The sequence below is a fragment of the Nonomuraea sp. NPDC049646 genome (genome assembly GCF_044465525.1).
GTDB lineage: Bacteria > Actinomycetota > Actinomycetes > Streptosporangiales > Streptosporangiaceae > Nonomuraea.
Genome location: NZ_JBITLU010000016.1, coordinates 37,699 through 53,742 on the forward strand (window position 1 = coordinate 37,699; position 16,044 = coordinate 53,742).

Genomic DNA, 16,044 nt, shown 5'->3' on the forward strand with positions numbered 1-16,044 from the left:
CTGTACGACTCCCGGGAATACGAGAAAGTTTCCGATGATCAGGTCAGTTCGATTTCCTGATCAAACCCCGCGGACCCGTACATAATGTCCGGATGAAGAACCGGGGCTGGGGACGTTCCAGCGGCACCCGCGACACGCTGCTGCGCGCGGCCCGCGAGGTCTTCCTGGCCAAGGGGTACGCCGAGGCCACCGTCGCCGACATCGTCGAGGCGTCGGGCATCAGCGTCGGCAGCCTTTACCACCATTTCGGCGGCAAGCCGGGCCTGTTCCTCGCCCTGTGGGAGCAGTTCATGCGCGAACAGGAGGAACGCACCTCCCGCGCGGCCAAGGCCACCGCCGGCGCCGGTGAGGAACGGTTCCTGGCCGGCGCCCGCGCCTATCTGGAGGGCTCGTGGGAGCAGCGCGACGTGGCCAGGCTGTTCCTGGAGAACGACGGCCCGGCCGAGTTCTCGACCCTGCGCAGGCAGCGCGGCTGGGAGTGGATCGGCGGCAACAAGCGGCTGCTCGGCCTGGCGGACACGCCGGAGAGCAACGTGCTGGTCGTGCTGCTGACCACGGTGATGGGCGAGGCCGGGCGCGAGGTGGCGGCCTGCGAGTCCGACGGGGACGCCCAGGTGACCATCGACGAGGTGATCAGGATCGTCCGCCGCATGCTGGCTACGACGGGCGGCGTACCGCGGCCTTCTCCCTGAGGACGATTTCGCCGCGCCCCCGCGATGCGAGCGTGTAGCCCATGGACGCACTGCGCAAAGCCCTCGGCGCGCTCTCCCTGGTCTACGCGCTGATCTTCGCCGGGGCCGCGCTGCTGCACGCGGGCATCACGGTCGGCCCGCTGTCCCAGCCGGTCGTGCCGCCCGCAGTGGTCGTGGAGACGTTGTGCGCCCTGGGCCTGGTCGCCGGCGGCCACGGCGCGCTGACCCGCCGCCGGTGGGCCTGGGACGGCCTGGTCCACACCCACGCGGGGGCCCTGGGCGGCGTGCTGATCGGCATCCTGGCGCTGGCCCTGCACCCGTCGGCGGCCACGGCCCTGAGCACCTGGTTCCACGACACGATGGCGGTGCTGCTGGCCGCCGGGCTGGCCGGGGCCTTCTACGCCTCCAGAGCGCGCAGGTGATCGGCGGCCTCGGGCAACTGGTCCTCGGTGAACACGCGGACGCCGTGCGCTTCGAGCAGGGCGGTGGTCACCCCCTGGCCGGGGACCCGCCGTCCGGCGAACGTGCCGTCGTGGATGGCCAGCGCGCCGCACGAGGGGCTGCCCTCCTTGAGCACGGCCAGCCGGACCCCGGCCGAGCGGGCGGCCTCGAGCGCGGCCCGCGCCCCCGCCACGAACTCGGCCGTCACGTCGGAGCCGTCGCTCGCCAGCACGCGGGCCGCGCCGGAGAGCACCGCCGCGCCGCCCGCGCCGCCCTCGATCTCGGCCGCCGGGCGCGGAACGGGCAGCCCGCCCGCCACCTCGGGGCAGAAGACCACCAGCCGGCCCTCCGCCCGCCAGTTCGCGAGCAGGGCGTCGGCGCTGGTCTTCGCGCCGCCGTCGTAGCGGACCCGGCGGCCCATCAGGCACGCGCTGACGAGGATTCTCTGCACGTCCCCGATCCTACGAGCGCGATCGGCACCAGCGGGACGGCGGCGGGGGCGACCTGCACGGGCGCTAACCTGTGTCCCGATGAACACCACCGTCGCCACGATCGTCATCGTCGGCTCACTGCTGCTCATGCTGGCCGCCCTGGTCGTCGCCGTCCGCGACCGGCCGATGGGCATGGTCCTGCTGGTCGGCTTCGCCGTGCTGGAGGTGGCGATCCTGGTGCAGGCCGGGTTCGTGATCGCGGCGGTGAGCGGCGGCGAGGGGCCGCCGGAGAAGGCCACGCTGTTCGGCTACATCGGCGGCCAGGTGCTCATCCCGCCCGCCGGGGTGTTCCTCGCGCTGGCCGAGCGCAGCCGGTGGGGCACGGCGATCCTGGTCGTGGCCGGGTTCGCGATCGCGGTGATGAACGCGCGGCTGCTGCAGATCTGGCAGGGCGTGGCGTGAGCGCCCCGATCGGCACCGGCCCCGGGCGCGCGCTGGTCGCCGTCTACGGGCTGTTCTCGCTGGCGGCCGGGGCGCGGGCGGCGGTGCAGATCGCCACCAGGTTCGGCGAGGCGCCGCTGGCCTACGCGCTGTCGGCGTTCGCCGCGCTGGTCTACCTCGTGCTCACCGTCGCCCTCGTGCGCGGCGCCCGCCGCCTCGCGCTCGGCGCGCTCGTCATCGAGCTGGCCGGCGTGCTGCTGATCGGCACCGCGAGCGTGGCCGACCCGGCGGCCTTCCCCGACGCCACGGTGTGGTCGTCGTACGGCAAGGGTTACCTGTTCATCCCGCTGGTGCTGCCCTTCGTGGGTCTCTACTGGCTGCTGCGCAGGCGTTAACGCCGGGCCTGCGCGGGCAGGGACAGACCCCATGAGCACGATCGAGCACTCAGTAGACGTCAACGTCCCGATCCGCGTGGCCTACAACCAGTGGACCCAGTTCGAGAGCTTCCCCGAGTTCATGGAGGGCGTGGAGTCCGTCAAGCAGATCTCCGACACGCTCACCGAGTGGGTGGTCGAGATCGCCGGGGTCCGCCGCGAGTTCCAGGCCGAGATCACCGAGCAGCACCCCGACGAGCGCGTCGCCTGGCGCGGCACGGACTCGCCGCACCACGCGGGCGTGGTCACCTTCCACCGCATCGACGCCGACACCACCAAGGTCACCCTCCAGATGGAGTACGACCCCGAGGGCGTCGTCGAGACCGTCGGCGACGCGCTGCAGATCGTCCGGCTGCGCATCAGGAACGACATGGAGCGGTTCAAGTCGTTCATCGAGTCGCGCGGCGGCGAGACGGGCGGCTGGCGCGGCGACGTCCCCGGCGCCCACCAGCACCAGCACGAGCACGGCTCCACCTACGGCGACAGCGGCGCGCCGGTCCCGCCCGGCACCGTCGGCGGCGGCGACTACCCGCCGAGCGGCACCCTGCCGCCCCCCGGCCCGGTGCCCCCGCGCAACCAGCCCCCGGAGGGCCCCAGCCCGGTCCTGTAGGACGGGCTTTCCCTGAGAGTCTCAGCCCCCGCCCCGGGGGCTTTCTCATGTCCAGGAATAAAGGGACATTTCGGTCCTGTTAAGGTGGTGATTCGTCCCATGATTTGATGAGTGGAGGACCTGACCAGCATGAGCGTGCTCGCCCAAGAGGCCCGTGGCAGAACAGGCAGAACCGCCCCCCTGGCCTGGCTTCTCGTGCTGGGCATCGTTCTGGCGGCGCTGAACCTGCGCACGGCCGTCACCAGCGTCGGGCCGCTGCTCGACCAGCTCGCCGGGGCGCTCGGCATGAGCAGCGTCGGCACCGGCCTGCTCACCACGCTGCCGGTGCTGGCCTTCGCCGGCGTCGGCGCGGTCACCCCGACCCTGGCCCGGCGGATCGGCGAGCACCGGCTGCTGCTGCTCGCGCTGGTCACCCTCGGCTCGGGCATGCTGGTCAGGTCGCTGGTCGGGTCGGCCCCGGTGTTCCTGCTGAGCAGCGCGGTCGCGCTGTCCGGCGGCGCCGTCGGCAACGTGCTCATCCCGACGCTGATCAAGCGCCACTTCCCCGGGCGTACCGGGATCATGACCACCGTCTACACCACGGCCCTGGCGGCGGGCACCATGCTGGCCGCCGCCGCGACCGTGCCGATCGAGCGCGCGTCGGGGGACTGGCACATCGCGCTCGGCGTGTGGGCGGCCCTGGCCGCCGTGGCCGCCATTCCGTGGCTTGCGCTGCTGCGCAGTGAGCCGGAGCGGGACACGGGCAGCCGGGACGCGGGCATCTCGACCCTGCTCAGGAGCAGGCTCGCCTGGATGGTGGCGATCTACTTCGGCACCCAGTCGATGATCGCCTACATCATGTTCGGGTGGCTGGCCACGATCCTGACCGACGGGGGATACACCTCCTCGCAGGCCGGGCTCATGCTCGGCGTGTTCACCGCCCTGAACATCCCGGTCTCGATCCTCGTGCCGACGGTCGCCGCGCGCTTCCGCGACCAGCGGCCGGTCGTCGTGGGGCTGGTCGTGGCCTACACGATCGGCTTCCTCGGGCTGTGGTTCGCGCCCGCCTCGACCGCCATGGTCTGGGTGGTGTTCGTGGCGATCGGCATGGGGTCGTTCCCGCTGGCGCTGGTCATGCTGGGGCTGCGCACCCGTACGCCGGAGAGCACGGCCGCGCTGTCGGCCTTCGGGCAGAGCGCCGGATATCTCATCGCCGGCGCCGGCCCGCTGCTGGTCGGGATGATCTACCAGATGACCGGCGGCTGGTCGCTGACGTACGTGCTGATCTTCGGTGTGATCGCCGTCCAGCTCCTCACCGGCCTGTACGCCGGCCGCGACCGCTATCTGGAGGACGAGCGCCGCCCTGCCACAATGACCAGGTGAGATCCACTGTCGTCACCTTCCCCAACGGCCGGGTCAGCGGCCGTTCCCCGATTGTCGGGGCCGTGCCGGTGGGGGACCGGCACGGCCTCGTCACCGCCGAGACGCCGTTCCATCCCCTCGACCACACCTGGCCCGACCAGCCCGCAGACCGGGGGACGATCGGCGAGCTGCCGGTCCTCGACTGCGTGACAGGGGCCCAGTCGAACGACGGTGAGATCTTCGTCGGCGAGTCCATCCCGGTCCGGCGGGGCGCAGAGGGCTGGGAGTGGCTGGTCGTCCACGTCACCGACACCCCGCTGCCCGTCGGCGCCGAGGTGGACCTGGAGGTGGACGCCGGATACCGGGCGGCGCTCTCGGCCGGCCACACCGCCTGCCACCTGGCCGCCCTGGCGCTCAACGCGGCGCTGGCGGGCAGGTGGCGCAAGGAGGTGCGGCAGGACCGGCTCGGCCACCCCGACTTCGACCAGACGGCGATCACCTCCTCGCGCATCCTGCCGCACGGCAGCGTCGACGAGTACCGCCTGGGCAAGTCGCTGCGCAAGAAGGGCTTCTCCGCCGACGACCTGGACCTGACCGAGCTGGCCCGGAAAGTGAACGAGCAGCTCGGGGCCTGGGTGGCGGCCCGGGCGCCGGTCCGGCTCGACGTGCCGGGGCCCGGTCTGACCGCGTTGCGCACCTGGCACTGCTCGCTGCCCGAGGGCGAGGCGTCGATCCCGTGCGGCGGCACGCACGTGCGCGACACGGCGGAGCTGGGCACGGTCGAGGTCGCGTTCACCCTGGAGGAAGCCGCCCTCACCATGCGCACCACCTGCGGCTAGCGGGCCCCTTCCGCCGGGGAGCCCGCGCTCAGGCCGGCCAGGAAGGCCAGCACCCGCCGCCACGCGTCCGCGCAGATCGCCTCGTGCTCGGCGTGGGCCTCGTCGAAGAAGCCGTGCGGGGCGCCCGGGTAGACGACGATCTCGTGCTCCACCCCGGCCCCGGTCAGCGCGGCCCCGAACTCCGCCACCTGGTCGGCCGGGATGCCCTCGTCGGCCCCGCCGAACAGGCCGAGGATCGGCGCGCCCAGCTCGGCGGCGTGCTGGGTGGGGCCGGGGCCGTACGGGCCGGCGATCCCCGGCGCGCCGTAGAACCCGATCACGCCGGCGAACCCGAACCTGGGCGCCGAGGCGAAGAACGCGTTCCGGCCGCCCATGCAGAAGCCGAGCGCCACCGCCGGACGTCCCAGGCGCTCGGTCGCGGCCTGGATGTCGGCCTGGATGTTCTCCCTGGTCAGCTTGGGGATGTGGGCCATGACCTGGAACGACTCGCCCCGGTCGTCGTCGGTGGCGGTCCTGCCGTAGTAGTCGAGGGCGAGCGCCGGATGGCCCTGCTCGGCCAGCCGTACGGCGAGCTGCTTGTAGAAGCCGTGCAGGCCGCGGACGTCGGGGAGGATCACGACGCCGGGCCCGCTCACCCGGTCGGGACGGGACTCGTAGGCGGCGAACGACGCGCCGTCGGCGGAGGTCAGGCGGAGCTCGGCGGAGCGGGTGCCGGTGATCGGCGCTCGCCGTGCTCTCCCGCCTCGACCGGGACGGGCCGCACACCTCGGCCCAGCTCGCGCACCTGGAACGGATCACCGCCCAGGCGATCGGCACCGTCCTGGGCGGCCTCCACCGGCGCGGCATGGTGGCCCGCGAGCCCGACCCGGCCGACCGGCGGCGGGTGATCACCGCCATCACCGGCTCCGGCCGCGCCGCGCTGGACAGCCGGGAACAGGTGATCACCGAACGCCTGGCCGCGGCCGTCGACTCCCTCACCCCCGACGAGCGCGAACGCCTCGCCGCCGCCCTGCCCGTCCTGGTCGACCTGGCCCCGGACGCCTCTGAGGCGTCAGCATGTGTTGACAAACGGCCGTCTGTCAGCACATGCTGACACCATGGACGTCACCGAACTGGCCGGCGCGGCCTCCGACCGCGACCCCGGAACGGGCCTCGCGGCGGTGGCCGCGCTCAGGGCCCTGCTGGAGGAGCTGGAGGCCGTCCACGTCAGCAACGCCCGCGCGGCCGGTTGGTCGTGGGAGCAGATCGCCGGCGCGCTCGGGGTCCGGCGGCAGTCCGCCCATCGCAAGCACGCCCGCAGAACGGGGAGGTAGCAGGTGCTCGACAGGTTGACGCAAGACGCCCGCCGGGCGGTGGTCCGGGCCGGGATCCTCGCGCTCGACGCCCACCGCGCCACGCTCGACGCCGACCTCCTGCTGCTGGGCGTGGCCGAGGTGCGGCCGTTCGCGCTGTCGTCGTTCACCGCCTCCGGCGCCGCCCTGCGCGCCCGCGTCGACCTGGGCGACGCGCGGGCGCTGCTGGCCACCCTCGGCATCGACCTCGACGAGGTCCACCGCCGCACCAGGGCCGGCGCGGACGCGCCCGGCCAGTGGGTGCTGCGCCGGTCCCGGCTGCGCCCGCTGCGCGTGACCCTCGACGGGCCGCTGGGCACGATCCCGCTGGCCATGCACGCCAGGAAGGTGATCGAGGTGGCGATGTGGAAGCCGGGGCCCGTCACCGGCGAACGGCTGCTGTGGGGCCTGCTCGCCGACGGCGCGAACGGCGCCGGCCGCCTGCTGCGCGAGGCCGGGGTCGACGTGGCCGCGCTGGTCAGGGAGGCGGGCATCCCGTCCCGCCGCGCCGCCTGACGCCTCGCCTTCCGGCGGTCTTCCGGCGCGGTCTTCCGGCGCGGCCTTCCGGCGCGGCCTTCCGGCGCGGGCCGGAGGGTTCCTCCGGTCCGCCGGAGGCGGGGTCCGGCGTGACGCGAGGGGTCCGGAAGTCCGATACACTTTTGGTGATCGCAAGGGGCTATGGCGCAGTTGGTAGCGCGCCTCCATGGCATGGAGGAGGTCTGGGGTTCGAATCCCCATAGCTCCACAGCAGAGAAGGTGGCGTCCGTGAGGGCGCCACCTTTTTTCGTGCCTGCGCCGGGCCGTGTCAATACCTCTCAGGTCACCTCTTGTCCGGACATGGGGGAGACGCGGGCGGCGGGCCGGAGCCGCGATCGTCGGGGCATGCGACTTCAACGACTGCAGATCTCGGCGCTTTCCGTCCTCGCGCTCGTCGTGGCGCTGGCGCTGGCGCCGCTTCCGGGGCTGCCGTACACCATGGGGTTCGCGCCGCACTGGGTGACCGTCCTGGCCGCCGGGCTGGGGGCGGTCTTCGTGGTGCGGCCGCATCCGGCGGGGCTGCTGCCCGTCCTGCTGCTGCTGTGGTCGGCGGGCGGGCTCGTGCTCGACGTCTTCCGCGCCTTCTTCGCGCTCACCGGGATCCCCGCTGGGGAGTTCGCGCAGGTCGACTGGCCCGGGATGGCGCTGCGCGGGCTCAGCCTGGCCGGCTGCGCGCTGCTGGGCGCGCTGCTGCTGCCGCGCGTCAGGGTGCCCGCCGGGCCCTGGCTCGGGTACGCCGCCTTCGCCCTCGGGTTCGTCTACCCGCTGGCCAAGCTCTACTGGTCGGCGGGCGGCGCCCTGCTGCGCCCCGCGGACTACGGCGAGGGCTTCCCGTACGGCGAGACGATCATGCTGGTCGTCGGCGCGGCAGGCTCGCTGGCCCTCGTGCAGCGGTGGGGACGGTCGCTGCCGCGGCGGCTGGTGCTGGCCGGCGGTTGGACGGGCGCCGCCATGTTGACCACTATGGGAGCCATGTCCGTTCTCGGCACGTTCTCCCAGCTCCTCGGTCTCACCCAGGGGCCCGTGCCGCTGTCCGACCCGGCCGCGGTGGCGGCGGTCGCGGTCGTGTACGGGAGCTGGCTGCTGTTCGGGCTGGCGGTCGCCGGAGCCACCCTCTCCTACCAGCGCGCGACGGCACGATGACGCCCCGCCGCGCCGACGTGGTCCTGGCCCTGGTCGCCGGGGTGACGCTGGTCCCGCTCTCGCTGACGGTGGCGGTCCTGTCGGCGCCCGGCGGGCGGGCGGTGCTGCTGGCGGCGGCCTGCCTGGCGGCGCACGCGGCCGTGGCGTACCGGCGGCGGACGTGGGCGTTCCTCGTGGTGGCCGCGGCGTTCGCCGTCCAGGCCGCGGTGACCGGGCTGTTCCTCGTGCTGCCGTCGTCGGCGCTGTTCCCGTTCGCGGTCTACTCCTGCGCCGCCCACGCCCGGCGGCACCCGCCGCTGGTGGTCGGCCTGGCGGGGGCGGGGGCGGCGGCGGCGCGGTTCGCGACCGACTCCAGCGTCGCGGCGGCCGGGCTCGGGCCGGACCCGTGGCTGCTGCTGGCGCTGCTGGCCGCGGTGGTGGTCGCGGCGTGGGGGCTCGGCCTGTACCGGCGGACCCAGCTCGCCCACCTCGACCTGCTGCGGGAGCGGGCCCGCGAGGCCGCGGCGCGGGCCACCGCCGAGGAACGGGCCAGGATCGCCAGGGAGATGCACGACGTGGTCGCCCACGCGCTGGCCGTCATCGTCGCCCAGGCCAGGGGCGGCCGGTTCGCGCCCGCGCGGGCGGCCGAGATCCTGGCCGCGATCGAGGAGACCGGACGCGCGGCTCTCACCGACATGCGGGCCGCCGTCGGCGTGCTGCGCGCCACGCCCGGGGACGGGCCGCCGCCCGGACTGACCGGCCTGCCGGACCTGGTCGCGCGGACCCGGGAGGCCGGGCTGCCCGTCGAGGAGATCGTGCGCGGCACGCCGCGTCCCCTCGGGCCGGGGGCCGATCTCGTCGCCTACCGCGTGGTGCAGGAGGCGCTGACGAACACGCTCAAGCACGCGGGCGCGGGCGCGCGCAGCACCCTCCGGCTGGAGTGGACGGACGACGCCCTGCGCATCACCGCCGGCGACGCGGGCGGCGCCGCCTCCGCCGGAACGCGCGGTGACGGGCCGGGGAACGGGCTGGCGGGCATGCGGGAGCGGGTGACCGCGCTCGGCGGGACCCTGGACGTCCGGACGGAGGAGGAAGGCGGGTTCGTCGTCGAGGCCCGCCTTCCGTACCCGGCATGACCATCGGCGTGTACGTCGTCGACGACCAGCGGCTGGTGCGTACCGGCACGGTGATGGTGATCGACGCCCAGGACGACATGCGCGTGGTGGGGGAGGCCGGCGACGGGGTGGAGGCGCTGGCCGGGCTGCGCGCGGTGACGGCGGACGTGGTGCTCATGGACGTCCGCATGCCGCGCATGGACGGCGTCGAGGCCACCCGGCGGCTGCTGGCGGCCCCCGGCGCGCCCAAGGTGATCGTCCTGACCACCTTCGACCTGGACGAGTACGCCTTCGCCGCGCTGCGGGCCGGCGCGTCGGGGTTCCTGCTCAAGGACGCCCCCGCCGAGGAGCTGCTGGCCGCGGTGCGGACCGTCCACCGGGGGGACGCGGTGATCGCCCCCTCGACCACCCGCCGCCTGCTCGACCACGTCGCGCCGCACCTGCCGGACGCCGGGCCCGACCCGCTGACCGAACGGGAGCGGGAGGTGCTGCGGCACATCGCCCGGGGCGAGACGAACGCCGAGATCGCGGGCGCGCTGTTCCTGTCGGAGGGCACCGTCAAGACCCACGTCGGCCGCATCCTGGCCAAGCTCGGGCTGCGCGACCGGGTCCAGGCGGTCATCTGGGCCTACGAGCACGGCCTGCACCGCCGCCCCTGAACGGCCGCGCGCCGCCACGGTCAGCTCGAATCGTTCATGCTCTGAATGACGTCGGTACCATCGTGCGCGTGGACGAAGTCAAGCCGGTGTCGGTGGCGGGCACGATGGCCTTCAGGATCGGGACGCTCGGGGCGATCGTGACCGAGCGGTTCACGGCCGCGCTCGTCCCGCTCGACCTCAAGCCCAAGCACGTCGGCCTGATGACCCTGCTGGAGGCGCGCGGCGCGGCCTCGCAGCTCGACGTGGCCAGGACCATGGGCGTCGCGCCGAGCCTGGTGGTGACGCTGGCCGACCACCTCGAACGGCTCGGCGCGATCTCCCGGGTGCGCGACCCCGGCGACCGGCGGCGTCAGCTCCTCGACCTCACCGGCGAGGGGCGCGCGCTGCTCGGCCGGTGCCTGGAGGTGACGCTGGAGCTCGACGCCGAGCTCACCGGCGGGCTCGGACCGCGGGACCGGGCCGTGCTCGCCAGGGTCCTCGGCACGCTGGCCGCCCAGGCGGGGCTGCCGCTCTAGCCGGCGCGGGCATCCGCCAGGGCGGCGTGTCCCTGGCGGATGTCGGCCCAGGCCCGCTCGACGTGACGGAGTTCGGTCGCCGGGCCGCCGACGGCCATGCGGAGCACGGTCCGGCCGCCGATCCCGGTGTGCGTCAGGTAGAGGGAGCCGCCCGCGTTGAGGGTCTCCATCAGGCGCAGCGTGGCGGCGTCGGCGTCGGCGGGCGGCAGGCCGGGCCAGCGGGGCCGGAAGCAGACCAGGCCGAGCGGGTGCGGCTCGTGCAGCTCGAAGGCGGGGTCGGCGGCGATCAGGGCGGCCAGGTGCTGGGCCAGGGAGACGCCCTTGCGGATGTGGGCGCGCAGGCCCTCGGCGCCGTACCAGCGGATCACCGACCACAGTTTCAGCGCTCTGAACCGGCGGCCCAGCGGGATCTGCCAGTCGCGGTAGTCGACCACCGAGCCGGCCGTGGTCGCGGCGTTGCGCAAGTACTCCGGCAGGATCGACAGCGCGCCGAGCAAGGGGGCGCGGTCGGCCGTCCACAGGACGGTGCAGTCGAAGTTGGTCAGCAGCCATTTGTGCGGGTTGGTGGAGTAGGTGTCGGCGTACTCCGCCACGCCGTCGTTGAGCCCGCGGAACTCGGGGCAGACGGCGGCGACCCCGGCGTAGGCGGCGTCCACGTGCAGCCACACGTCGTGCTCGCGGCACACCTCGCCGATCTCCGGCACCGGGTCGACGGCGGCCGAGGAGGTGGTGCCGACGGTGGCGCAGACCATCGCCGGAACCGCGCCGGCGGCCTTGTCGGCCGCGATCAGCTCGCGCAGCCGTCCCGGGTCCATGGCCAGCGTACGGGGGTCCACGTCCACCACCCGTACGCCGTCGGAGCCGAGGCCCGCGACGCGGGCGGCCTTCTCCAGCGAGGAGTGCGTCTGCGACGAGACGTAGATCGTGTACCGCTCGGCGACGCCCGTCCGCGTGGACCGGCCGCCGCTCGCCCGGTGCAGGGCGGCCAGCAGCGCGACCAGGCAGGCGCTCGACGCCGAGTCCTGGATCACGCCGCCGCCGCGCGCGTCGGTCCTGAAGTGCGCGGGCAGGCCGAGCAGGCTGGCCAGCCAGTCCACCACCACGGTCTCCAGCTCGGTGCACGCGGGGCTGGTGACCCACAACATGCCCTGCACGCCGAGGCCGCTGGAGAGCAGGTCGCCGAGGATGGCGGGGCCGCTGGCGTTGGAGGGGTAGTAGGCGAAGAAGGCGGGGTGCTGCCAGTGGGTGATGCCGGGCAGCAGGATGGTGTTCAGGTCGTCCAGGACGGCCTCGAACGGCTCGCCGTGCTCGGGCGGCTCGGCGGGCAACGCGCGGCGGACGTCCCCCGGCTCGGCCCGTGACCTCACCGGACGGGACTCGATGTCCGCCATGTAGTCCGCGATCCAGTCGACGACCTGCCTGCCGTGGCGGCGGAACTCCTCCGGGCTCATGTGGGCGTTCATGCCTACAGATCATCATCCGGGCGGCGTCCCGGGAAGACGGGAACGGGCCGGAGGCCGCGCGCCTCCGGCCCGTCGTTCCGTCGGGGGGTCAGCGACCGCTGAGTGTCTTGCGCCAGTGGAAGCCGCCGGGCAGATTGACCGACAGCGTACGGCGGCCGTCGGCGGTACGCGTCACCCTGAACAGCCGGTTGCCCCAGCTGTGTCCAACGCCGCCGCGGGACAGGTTCAGCCGGACCGGGCCCAGCTTGATCGTCTTGCGGTAGCTCCAGCTCATCGGACTCCTCCGTCGAGGTCGGTGAGAGCCCGTCAACTACCCGGGAACGCCGGAATTATCGGGGTTTTCGGCGTTGATCGCGTTTCTCTCGGCGGTTGCCCAGGTCAGGGCGTCGGCGAGGGCGTCGAGAGCGGCGGGGAAGGCGCGTTCGGAGGGGGCGGCGTACCCGATCAGCAGGCCGCCGGGGCCGGGGGTCTGGCGCAGCGGGCTCAGGCCGCGCAGGGCGATGCCGCGCCGTTCGCAGGCCGCGAGCACGGCGGACTCGGCCGGCCCGGACGGCGGGAGCAGCAGCAGGGCGCGCAGCCCGGCGGCCACGCCGGGCAGGCGCGCGCCGGGCAGCGGGGCGGCCGGTCCGGGGCCGAGCCGCGCCAGCAGCAGCTCGCGGCGGCGGCGGTAGCGCAGGCGCGCGGCGCGGACGTGCCGGTCGTAGTCGTGGACGTCGATCAGCCGGGCCAGGACGAGCTGGCCCAGCACCCCGGTGTGGGCGTCGGCGTGCAGCTTGGCCTCGGCGACCGGGCCCACCAGGGCGGGCGGCAGCGCCATCCAGCCCAGGCGCAGCGCAGGGGAGAGCGACTCGGACGTGGTGCCGCAGTAGACGACCTGGTCGGGGGCCGTGCCCTGGAGGGCGCCCACGGGACGGCGGTCGTAGCGGAACTCGCCGTCGTAGTCGTCCTCGATGACCGGGCCGCCCCACGCGCGCAGCAGGCGGCGGCGCGCCGGGGCCAGGGGCACGCCGGTCGGGTACTGGTGCGCCGGGGTCAGCACGGCGGCGGCCACCCCGGACGTGAGGTCGCCGGTACGGGCGCCCTGCTCGTCCACCGGGAGGGGGACGATCGCGCGGCCGGCGCGGCGCAGGACCTCGCGGTAGAAGTCGTGCCCCGGGTCCTCCATGGCGAACGGGCCCCCGCCCAGCACCTCCGCCAGCAGGTTGAGCGACTGGACGAAGCCCGTGGTGACGACGATCCGGTCGGGGGTGGTGCGCACGCCGCGGGTCCTGCCGAGGTAGCCGGCCAGCGCGGTGCGCAGTTCGATCCGGCCCCGGGGGTCGCAGGGGCCGAAGACGTCGGCGGGGGCCGCGGCGAGCACGTGGCGGGTGGCCCGCACCCAGGCCCGCGCGGGGAAGGCCGACACGTCCGGCTGGCCGGGCCGAAGATCGTGCACCGGCTGCGGTCCGGCGGCGGAAGGGGAGCGGATCGGCCGCGGCGGTCCGGCGGCGGCAGGGGAGCCGATCGGCGCGGGGGCGGGCGGGAGGGCGTCGGCGACCTCGGTGCCCGAACCCGGGCGGGTGGTGAGGTAGCCCTCCTCGGCGAGCTGGTCGTAGGCGGCGCTCACCGTGCCGCGTGCGAGGCCGAGCCCGGCCGCGAGCGCCCTGGTCGAGGGCAGGCGGGTGCCGGGCGGCAGCCGTCCGTCGCGGACGGCGGCGCGCAGGGCGTCCTCGACGGCCCGCCGCCGTCCGGGTGCGGGATCGAGCTCCAGATGCAGGTCCACTCCGGAACTGGCCCAATATTTCGGCACAAAACCGGATCTTACGGGTGGGCCGGTGGGCGGCTACCGTCGAGGGCGTACCTCGAAAGGAAGTTCTGCCCATGCTCGTGATCGCCCATCTCAGCGACATCCACGTCGGCGGCTCGGACCGGTCCGTCGAGCGCGCCGACGCCGTCATGCGCTATCTGGACGCTCTCCCGTACGACCTCGACGCGGTGCTCGTCACCGGAGACATCGCCGACCACGGTCTGCCCGAGGAGTACGAGCAGGCGCGCAAGCTGCTGACCTCCCGCCACCCGGTCCTCGTGTGCCCCGGCAACCACGACGTCCGGGAGGAGTTCCGGCGGGTGCTGCTGGGCGAGCCGGCCGCGTCCGGGCCGGTCAACCGGGTCCACCGCACCGGCGGGGCGGTCTACGTGCTGTGCGACTCCTCCATCCCGGGCCGGCCCGAGGGCCACCTGGACGACGAGACGCTGGCCTGGCTCGACGGCGTGCTCGGCGCGGAAGGCGGCCTGCCGGTGTTCGTGGCCTTCCACCACCCGCCCGTGACGCTGCACTCACCGGTCGACACGATCATGCTCCAGACCCCGGACCGCCTCGCCGGCCTGCTGGCCGGGCATCCGCACGTGACGGCCGTGCTGGTCGGCCACGCCCACACCGCGGCGGCCACCGCCTTCGCCGGACGCCCGCTGCTCACCGCCCCCGGCGTGGTCTCCACGCTGCGGCTGCCCTGGGAGGGCGCGACCACGCTGGCCGGCTGCGCCGACTACGAACTCCCGCCGGGGCTCGTCTTCCACGTGCTGGACGACGACGGCCGGATCACCACCCACCACCGCGTCGTGCCGGTCTGAGGGCGGACGGCGGGCCGGGAGGCCGCGGGCTTCCCGGCGCCGGGACGGCTCGTTTCATGGGGGTGCTCCTCGGATCAGCGGACTGTTAGCGCTACCAGTCGAAGCGACCGCTAACAAAGGTGATCGGCGTCACGTTAGGGAGGTAATGCCCCTGGAGTCAAGGGGTGTCCGGCGTGACGTGACCGTGATGCGGAGGGCCCTTGACGGATGGGCTTGTTAACGTTCACAGTCGTGGCCAAGCCAGGAAAGGAGCGGTCGCGGGATCGGTCCGGGGCCGTCTCCCCTCGGTCGCGGCCGGGGAGGCGAGGTGGCGGCCCGCCTCCTGGCACCCCGCGGTCGCCGGTACGCGAGACGGCACGGCCCGACGGGACCGCGCAGGCCCCCGAGGCAGGAAGGCGCCGGCAGCCGACTTCGGTTGTTAGCGCTCACATGAGAAGGGAACCCCCCACGTGTTCAAGAGGATCTCGGCGTTGGTGCTCGCCGGGCTCACCGCGATGTCGGTGGCGAGCTGCGGCGGAGGCAGTGGCGGCAGCGGCGGCAGCGGCGGCAGCGGCGACGGCTCGATCACCATGGGCTTCGCCCAGGTCGGCGCGGAGAGCGGCTGGCGCACCGCGAACACCAAGTCCGTGCAGGACTCGGCCAAGAACGCGGGCGTGACGCTCAAGTTCTCCGACGCCCAGCAGAAGCAGGAGAACCAGATCAAGGCCATCCGCTCCTACATCCAGCAGAAGGTGGACGTCATCGCCTTCTCGCCGGTGGTGGAGTCCGGCTGGGACACGGTGCTCAAGGAGGCCAAGGACGCGAAGATCCCGGTCATCCTGACCGACCGCGCCGTCGACTCCAAGGACACCTCCCTGTACAAGACCTTCCTCGGCTCCGACTTCGTCGAGGAGGGCAAGAAGGCCGGTCAGTGGCTGGTGCAGGAGTACAAGGATGCCAAGGACCCGGTGAACATCGTCGAGCTCCAGGGCACCACCGGCTCGGCCCCCGCCAACGACCGCAAGGCCGGGTTCGCCCAGGTCATCGGCGCCGACCCCAAGTTCAAGGTCATCGCCTCGCAGACCGGCGACTTCACCAGGGCCAAGGGCAAGGAGGTCATGGAGGCCTTCCTGAAGTCCAACCCGGACATCGACGTGCTCTACGCCCACAACGACGACATGGGCCTGGGCGCGATCGAGGCCATCGAGGGCGCGGGCAAGGTGCCCGGCAAGGACATCAAGATCATCACGGTCGACGCGGTCAAGGACGGCATGCAGGCCCTGGCCGACGGGAAGATCAACTACATCGTCGAGTGCTCGCCGCTGCTCGGCCCGCAGCTCATGGACCTGGCCAAGAAGGTCGTCAAGGGCGAGCAGGTGCCGGCCCGCGTGGTGACCGAGGAGACCACGTTCACGCAGGAGCAGGCCAAGCAGGTCCTGTCCAGCCGTCAGTACTGATCGGGCGGGCCGGGCCCGGTGGCCCGG

At 73.7% G+C, this 16,044-nt stretch carries 21 protein-coding genes and 1 tRNA gene; 17 read left to right on the forward strand and 5 right to left on the reverse strand.

Annotated elements, in window-relative coordinates; translation table 11 throughout:
* Positions 1-92: 92 nt before the first annotated feature.
* Entirely contained in the window at positions 93-692 is a 600-nt protein-coding gene (locus ACIBQ8_RS38155; RefSeq protein ID WP_397178154.1) for a TetR/AcrR family transcriptional regulator, read from the forward strand.
* Positions 693-733: 41 nt separating this feature from the next.
* Positions 734-1,114: a hypothetical protein gene (locus ACIBQ8_RS38160; protein ID WP_397194480.1), complete on the forward strand. Its 381-nt coding sequence runs from the start codon at positions 734-736 to the stop codon at positions 1,112-1,114.
* Here ACIBQ8_RS38160 and ACIBQ8_RS38165 read toward each other — a convergent pair.
* A complete protein-coding gene (locus tag ACIBQ8_RS38165) occupies positions 1,090-1,584 on the reverse strand; it encodes a DUF523 domain-containing protein (RefSeq protein ID WP_397194481.1) in 495 nt (164 codons plus the stop codon). The two genes, ACIBQ8_RS38160 and ACIBQ8_RS38165, sit on opposite strands and share 25 nt — an antisense overlap.
* A 79-nt stretch (positions 1,585-1,663) precedes the next feature.
* Between ACIBQ8_RS38165 and ACIBQ8_RS38170 the strand changes: the two genes are divergently transcribed.
* From ACIBQ8_RS38170 to ACIBQ8_RS38190, 5 genes are all read left to right on the forward strand, one after another.
* Positions 1,664-2,026 carry a hypothetical protein gene (locus tag ACIBQ8_RS38170; RefSeq protein WP_397178151.1) on the forward strand — a complete coding sequence of 121 codons (363 nt, stop codon included), beginning with the start codon at positions 1,664-1,666 and terminating at the stop codon, positions 2,024-2,026.
* The gene (locus ACIBQ8_RS38175) at positions 2,023-2,400 is read left to right on the forward strand and encodes a hypothetical protein (protein ID WP_397178150.1); all 378 of its coding nucleotides are present in this window, start codon (positions 2,023-2,025) and stop codon (positions 2,398-2,400) included. The genes ACIBQ8_RS38170 and ACIBQ8_RS38175 overlap by 4 nt, the downstream gene beginning before the upstream one ends.
* A gap of 31 nt (positions 2,401-2,431) precedes the next feature.
* Positions 2,432-3,049 carry an SRPBCC family protein gene (locus ACIBQ8_RS38180; protein ID WP_357984730.1) on the forward strand — a complete coding sequence of 206 codons (618 nt, stop codon included), beginning with the start codon at positions 2,432-2,434 and terminating at the stop codon, positions 3,047-3,049.
* Positions 3,050-3,244: 195 nt separating this feature from the next.
* Positions 3,245-4,411: a CynX/NimT family MFS transporter gene (locus ACIBQ8_RS38185; protein WP_397194482.1), complete on the forward strand. Its 1,167-nt coding sequence runs from the start codon at positions 3,245-3,247 to the stop codon at positions 4,409-4,411.
* Positions 4,408-5,229, forward strand: a complete 822-nt coding sequence (locus ACIBQ8_RS38190) for a metal-dependent hydrolase (protein ID WP_397194483.1) — start codon at positions 4,408-4,410, stop codon at positions 5,227-5,229. Before ACIBQ8_RS38185 ends, ACIBQ8_RS38190 begins: the two co-directional genes overlap by 4 nt.
* Here the strand turns inward: ACIBQ8_RS38190 and ACIBQ8_RS38195 are convergent.
* Entirely contained in the window at positions 5,226-5,948 is a 723-nt protein-coding gene (locus ACIBQ8_RS38195; protein WP_397194572.1) for a dienelactone hydrolase family protein, read from the reverse strand. The two genes, ACIBQ8_RS38190 and ACIBQ8_RS38195, sit on opposite strands and share 4 nt — an antisense overlap.
* Before the next feature lie 11 nt (positions 5,949-5,959).
* Between ACIBQ8_RS38195 and ACIBQ8_RS38200 the strand changes: the two genes are divergently transcribed.
* The 8 genes from ACIBQ8_RS38200 (at position 5,960) to ACIBQ8_RS38235 (ending at position 10,508) form a co-directional block, all read left to right on the forward strand.
* The gene (locus ACIBQ8_RS38200; protein ID WP_397178147.1) at positions 5,960-6,322 is read left to right on the forward strand and encodes a MarR family winged helix-turn-helix transcriptional regulator; all 363 of its coding nucleotides are present in this window, start codon (positions 5,960-5,962) and stop codon (positions 6,320-6,322) included.
* Positions 6,323-6,326: 4 nt separating this feature from the next.
* On the forward strand, positions 6,327-6,542 hold the full coding sequence (locus tag ACIBQ8_RS38205; protein WP_357984745.1) for a hypothetical protein: 216 nt from the start codon (positions 6,327-6,329) through the stop codon (positions 6,540-6,542).
* Between the two features lie 3 nt (positions 6,543-6,545).
* Entirely contained in the window at positions 6,546-7,076 is a 531-nt protein-coding gene (locus ACIBQ8_RS38210; protein ID WP_397194484.1) for a Clp protease N-terminal domain-containing protein, read from the forward strand.
* A gap of 156 nt (positions 7,077-7,232) precedes the next feature.
* A tRNA-Ala gene (locus ACIBQ8_RS38215) sits at positions 7,233-7,305 on the forward strand.
* Between the two features lie 137 nt (positions 7,306-7,442).
* Positions 7,443-8,240: a hypothetical protein gene (locus ACIBQ8_RS38220; protein WP_397178145.1), complete on the forward strand. Its 798-nt coding sequence runs from the start codon at positions 7,443-7,445 to the stop codon at positions 8,238-8,240.
* The gene (locus ACIBQ8_RS38225) at positions 8,237-9,355 is read left to right on the forward strand and encodes a sensor histidine kinase (protein WP_397178144.1); all 1,119 of its coding nucleotides are present in this window, start codon (positions 8,237-8,239) and stop codon (positions 9,353-9,355) included. The genes ACIBQ8_RS38220 and ACIBQ8_RS38225 overlap by 4 nt, the downstream gene beginning before the upstream one ends.
* Positions 9,352-9,993 (forward strand): response regulator, encoded by a 642-nt coding sequence (locus ACIBQ8_RS38230; protein ID WP_397178143.1) that lies wholly within the window; start codon positions 9,352-9,354, stop codon positions 9,991-9,993. Before ACIBQ8_RS38225 ends, ACIBQ8_RS38230 begins: the two co-directional genes overlap by 4 nt.
* Positions 9,994-10,061: 68 nt before the next feature.
* A complete protein-coding gene (locus ACIBQ8_RS38235) occupies positions 10,062-10,508 on the forward strand; it encodes a MarR family winged helix-turn-helix transcriptional regulator (RefSeq protein WP_397194485.1) in 447 nt (148 codons plus the stop codon).
* Here ACIBQ8_RS38235 and ACIBQ8_RS38240 read toward each other — a convergent pair.
* The 3 genes from ACIBQ8_RS38240 to ACIBQ8_RS38250 all read right to left on the reverse strand — a co-directional run bounded on the left by ACIBQ8_RS38240 (position 10,505) and on the right by ACIBQ8_RS38250 (position 13,760).
* Positions 10,505-11,971 (reverse strand): pyridoxal-dependent decarboxylase, encoded by a 1,467-nt coding sequence (locus ACIBQ8_RS38240; RefSeq protein WP_397194486.1) that lies wholly within the window; start codon positions 11,969-11,971, stop codon positions 10,505-10,507. The two genes, ACIBQ8_RS38235 and ACIBQ8_RS38240, sit on opposite strands and share 4 nt — an antisense overlap.
* 88 nt (positions 11,972-12,059) lie before the next feature.
* Positions 12,060-12,245 (reverse strand): DUF4236 domain-containing protein, encoded by a 186-nt coding sequence (locus tag ACIBQ8_RS38245; protein ID WP_352326433.1) that lies wholly within the window; start codon positions 12,243-12,245, stop codon positions 12,060-12,062.
* Between the two features lie 36 nt (positions 12,246-12,281).
* A complete protein-coding gene (locus ACIBQ8_RS38250) occupies positions 12,282-13,760 on the reverse strand; it encodes a PLP-dependent aminotransferase family protein (RefSeq protein ID WP_397194487.1) in 1,479 nt (492 codons plus the stop codon).
* A 71-nt stretch (positions 13,761-13,831) separates the two neighbouring features.
* Between ACIBQ8_RS38250 and ACIBQ8_RS38255 the strand changes: the two genes are divergently transcribed.
* Positions 13,832-14,581, forward strand: a complete 750-nt coding sequence (locus ACIBQ8_RS38255) for a metallophosphoesterase (RefSeq protein WP_397194488.1) — start codon at positions 13,832-13,834, stop codon at positions 14,579-14,581.
* Between the two features lie 449 nt (positions 14,582-15,030).
* The gene (locus ACIBQ8_RS38260) at positions 15,031-16,017 is read left to right on the forward strand and encodes an ABC transporter substrate-binding protein (RefSeq protein ID WP_397194489.1); all 987 of its coding nucleotides are present in this window, start codon (positions 15,031-15,033) and stop codon (positions 16,015-16,017) included.
* The last annotated feature ends 27 nt before the right edge of the window (positions 16,018-16,044 follow it).

Bases quoted from the DNA above. Each gene is read 5' to 3' on its own strand.
- ACIBQ8_RS38155 (WP_397178154.1), top strand. From the start codon at position 93: ATGAAGAACCGGGGCTGGGGACGTTCCAGCGGCACCCGCGACACGCTG.
- ACIBQ8_RS38160 (WP_397194480.1), top strand. From the start codon at position 734: ATGGACGCACTGCGCAAAGCCCTCGGCGCGCTCTCCCTGGTCTACGCG.
- ACIBQ8_RS38170 (WP_397178151.1), top strand. From the start codon at position 1,664: ATGAACACCACCGTCGCCACGATCGTCATCGTCGGCTCACTGCTGCTC.
- ACIBQ8_RS38180 (WP_357984730.1), top strand. From the start codon at position 2,432: ATGAGCACGATCGAGCACTCAGTAGACGTCAACGTCCCGATCCGCGTG.
- ACIBQ8_RS38205 (WP_357984745.1), top strand. From the start codon at position 6,327: ATGGACGTCACCGAACTGGCCGGCGCGGCCTCCGACCGCGACCCCGGA.
- ACIBQ8_RS38220 (WP_397178145.1), top strand. From the start codon at position 7,443: ATGCGACTTCAACGACTGCAGATCTCGGCGCTTTCCGTCCTCGCGCTC.
- ACIBQ8_RS38225 (WP_397178144.1), top strand. From the start codon at position 8,237: ATGACGCCCCGCCGCGCCGACGTGGTCCTGGCCCTGGTCGCCGGGGTG.
- ACIBQ8_RS38230 (WP_397178143.1), top strand. From the start codon at position 9,352: ATGACCATCGGCGTGTACGTCGTCGACGACCAGCGGCTGGTGCGTACC.
- ACIBQ8_RS38240 (WP_397194486.1), bottom strand. From the start codon at position 11,971: ATGAACGCCCACATGAGCCCGGAGGAGTTCCGCCGCCACGGCAGGCAG.
- ACIBQ8_RS38245 (WP_352326433.1), bottom strand. From the start codon at position 12,245: ATGAGCTGGAGCTACCGCAAGACGATCAAGCTGGGCCCGGTCCGGCTG.
- ACIBQ8_RS38255 (WP_397194488.1), top strand. From the start codon at position 13,832: ATGCTCGTGATCGCCCATCTCAGCGACATCCACGTCGGCGGCTCGGAC.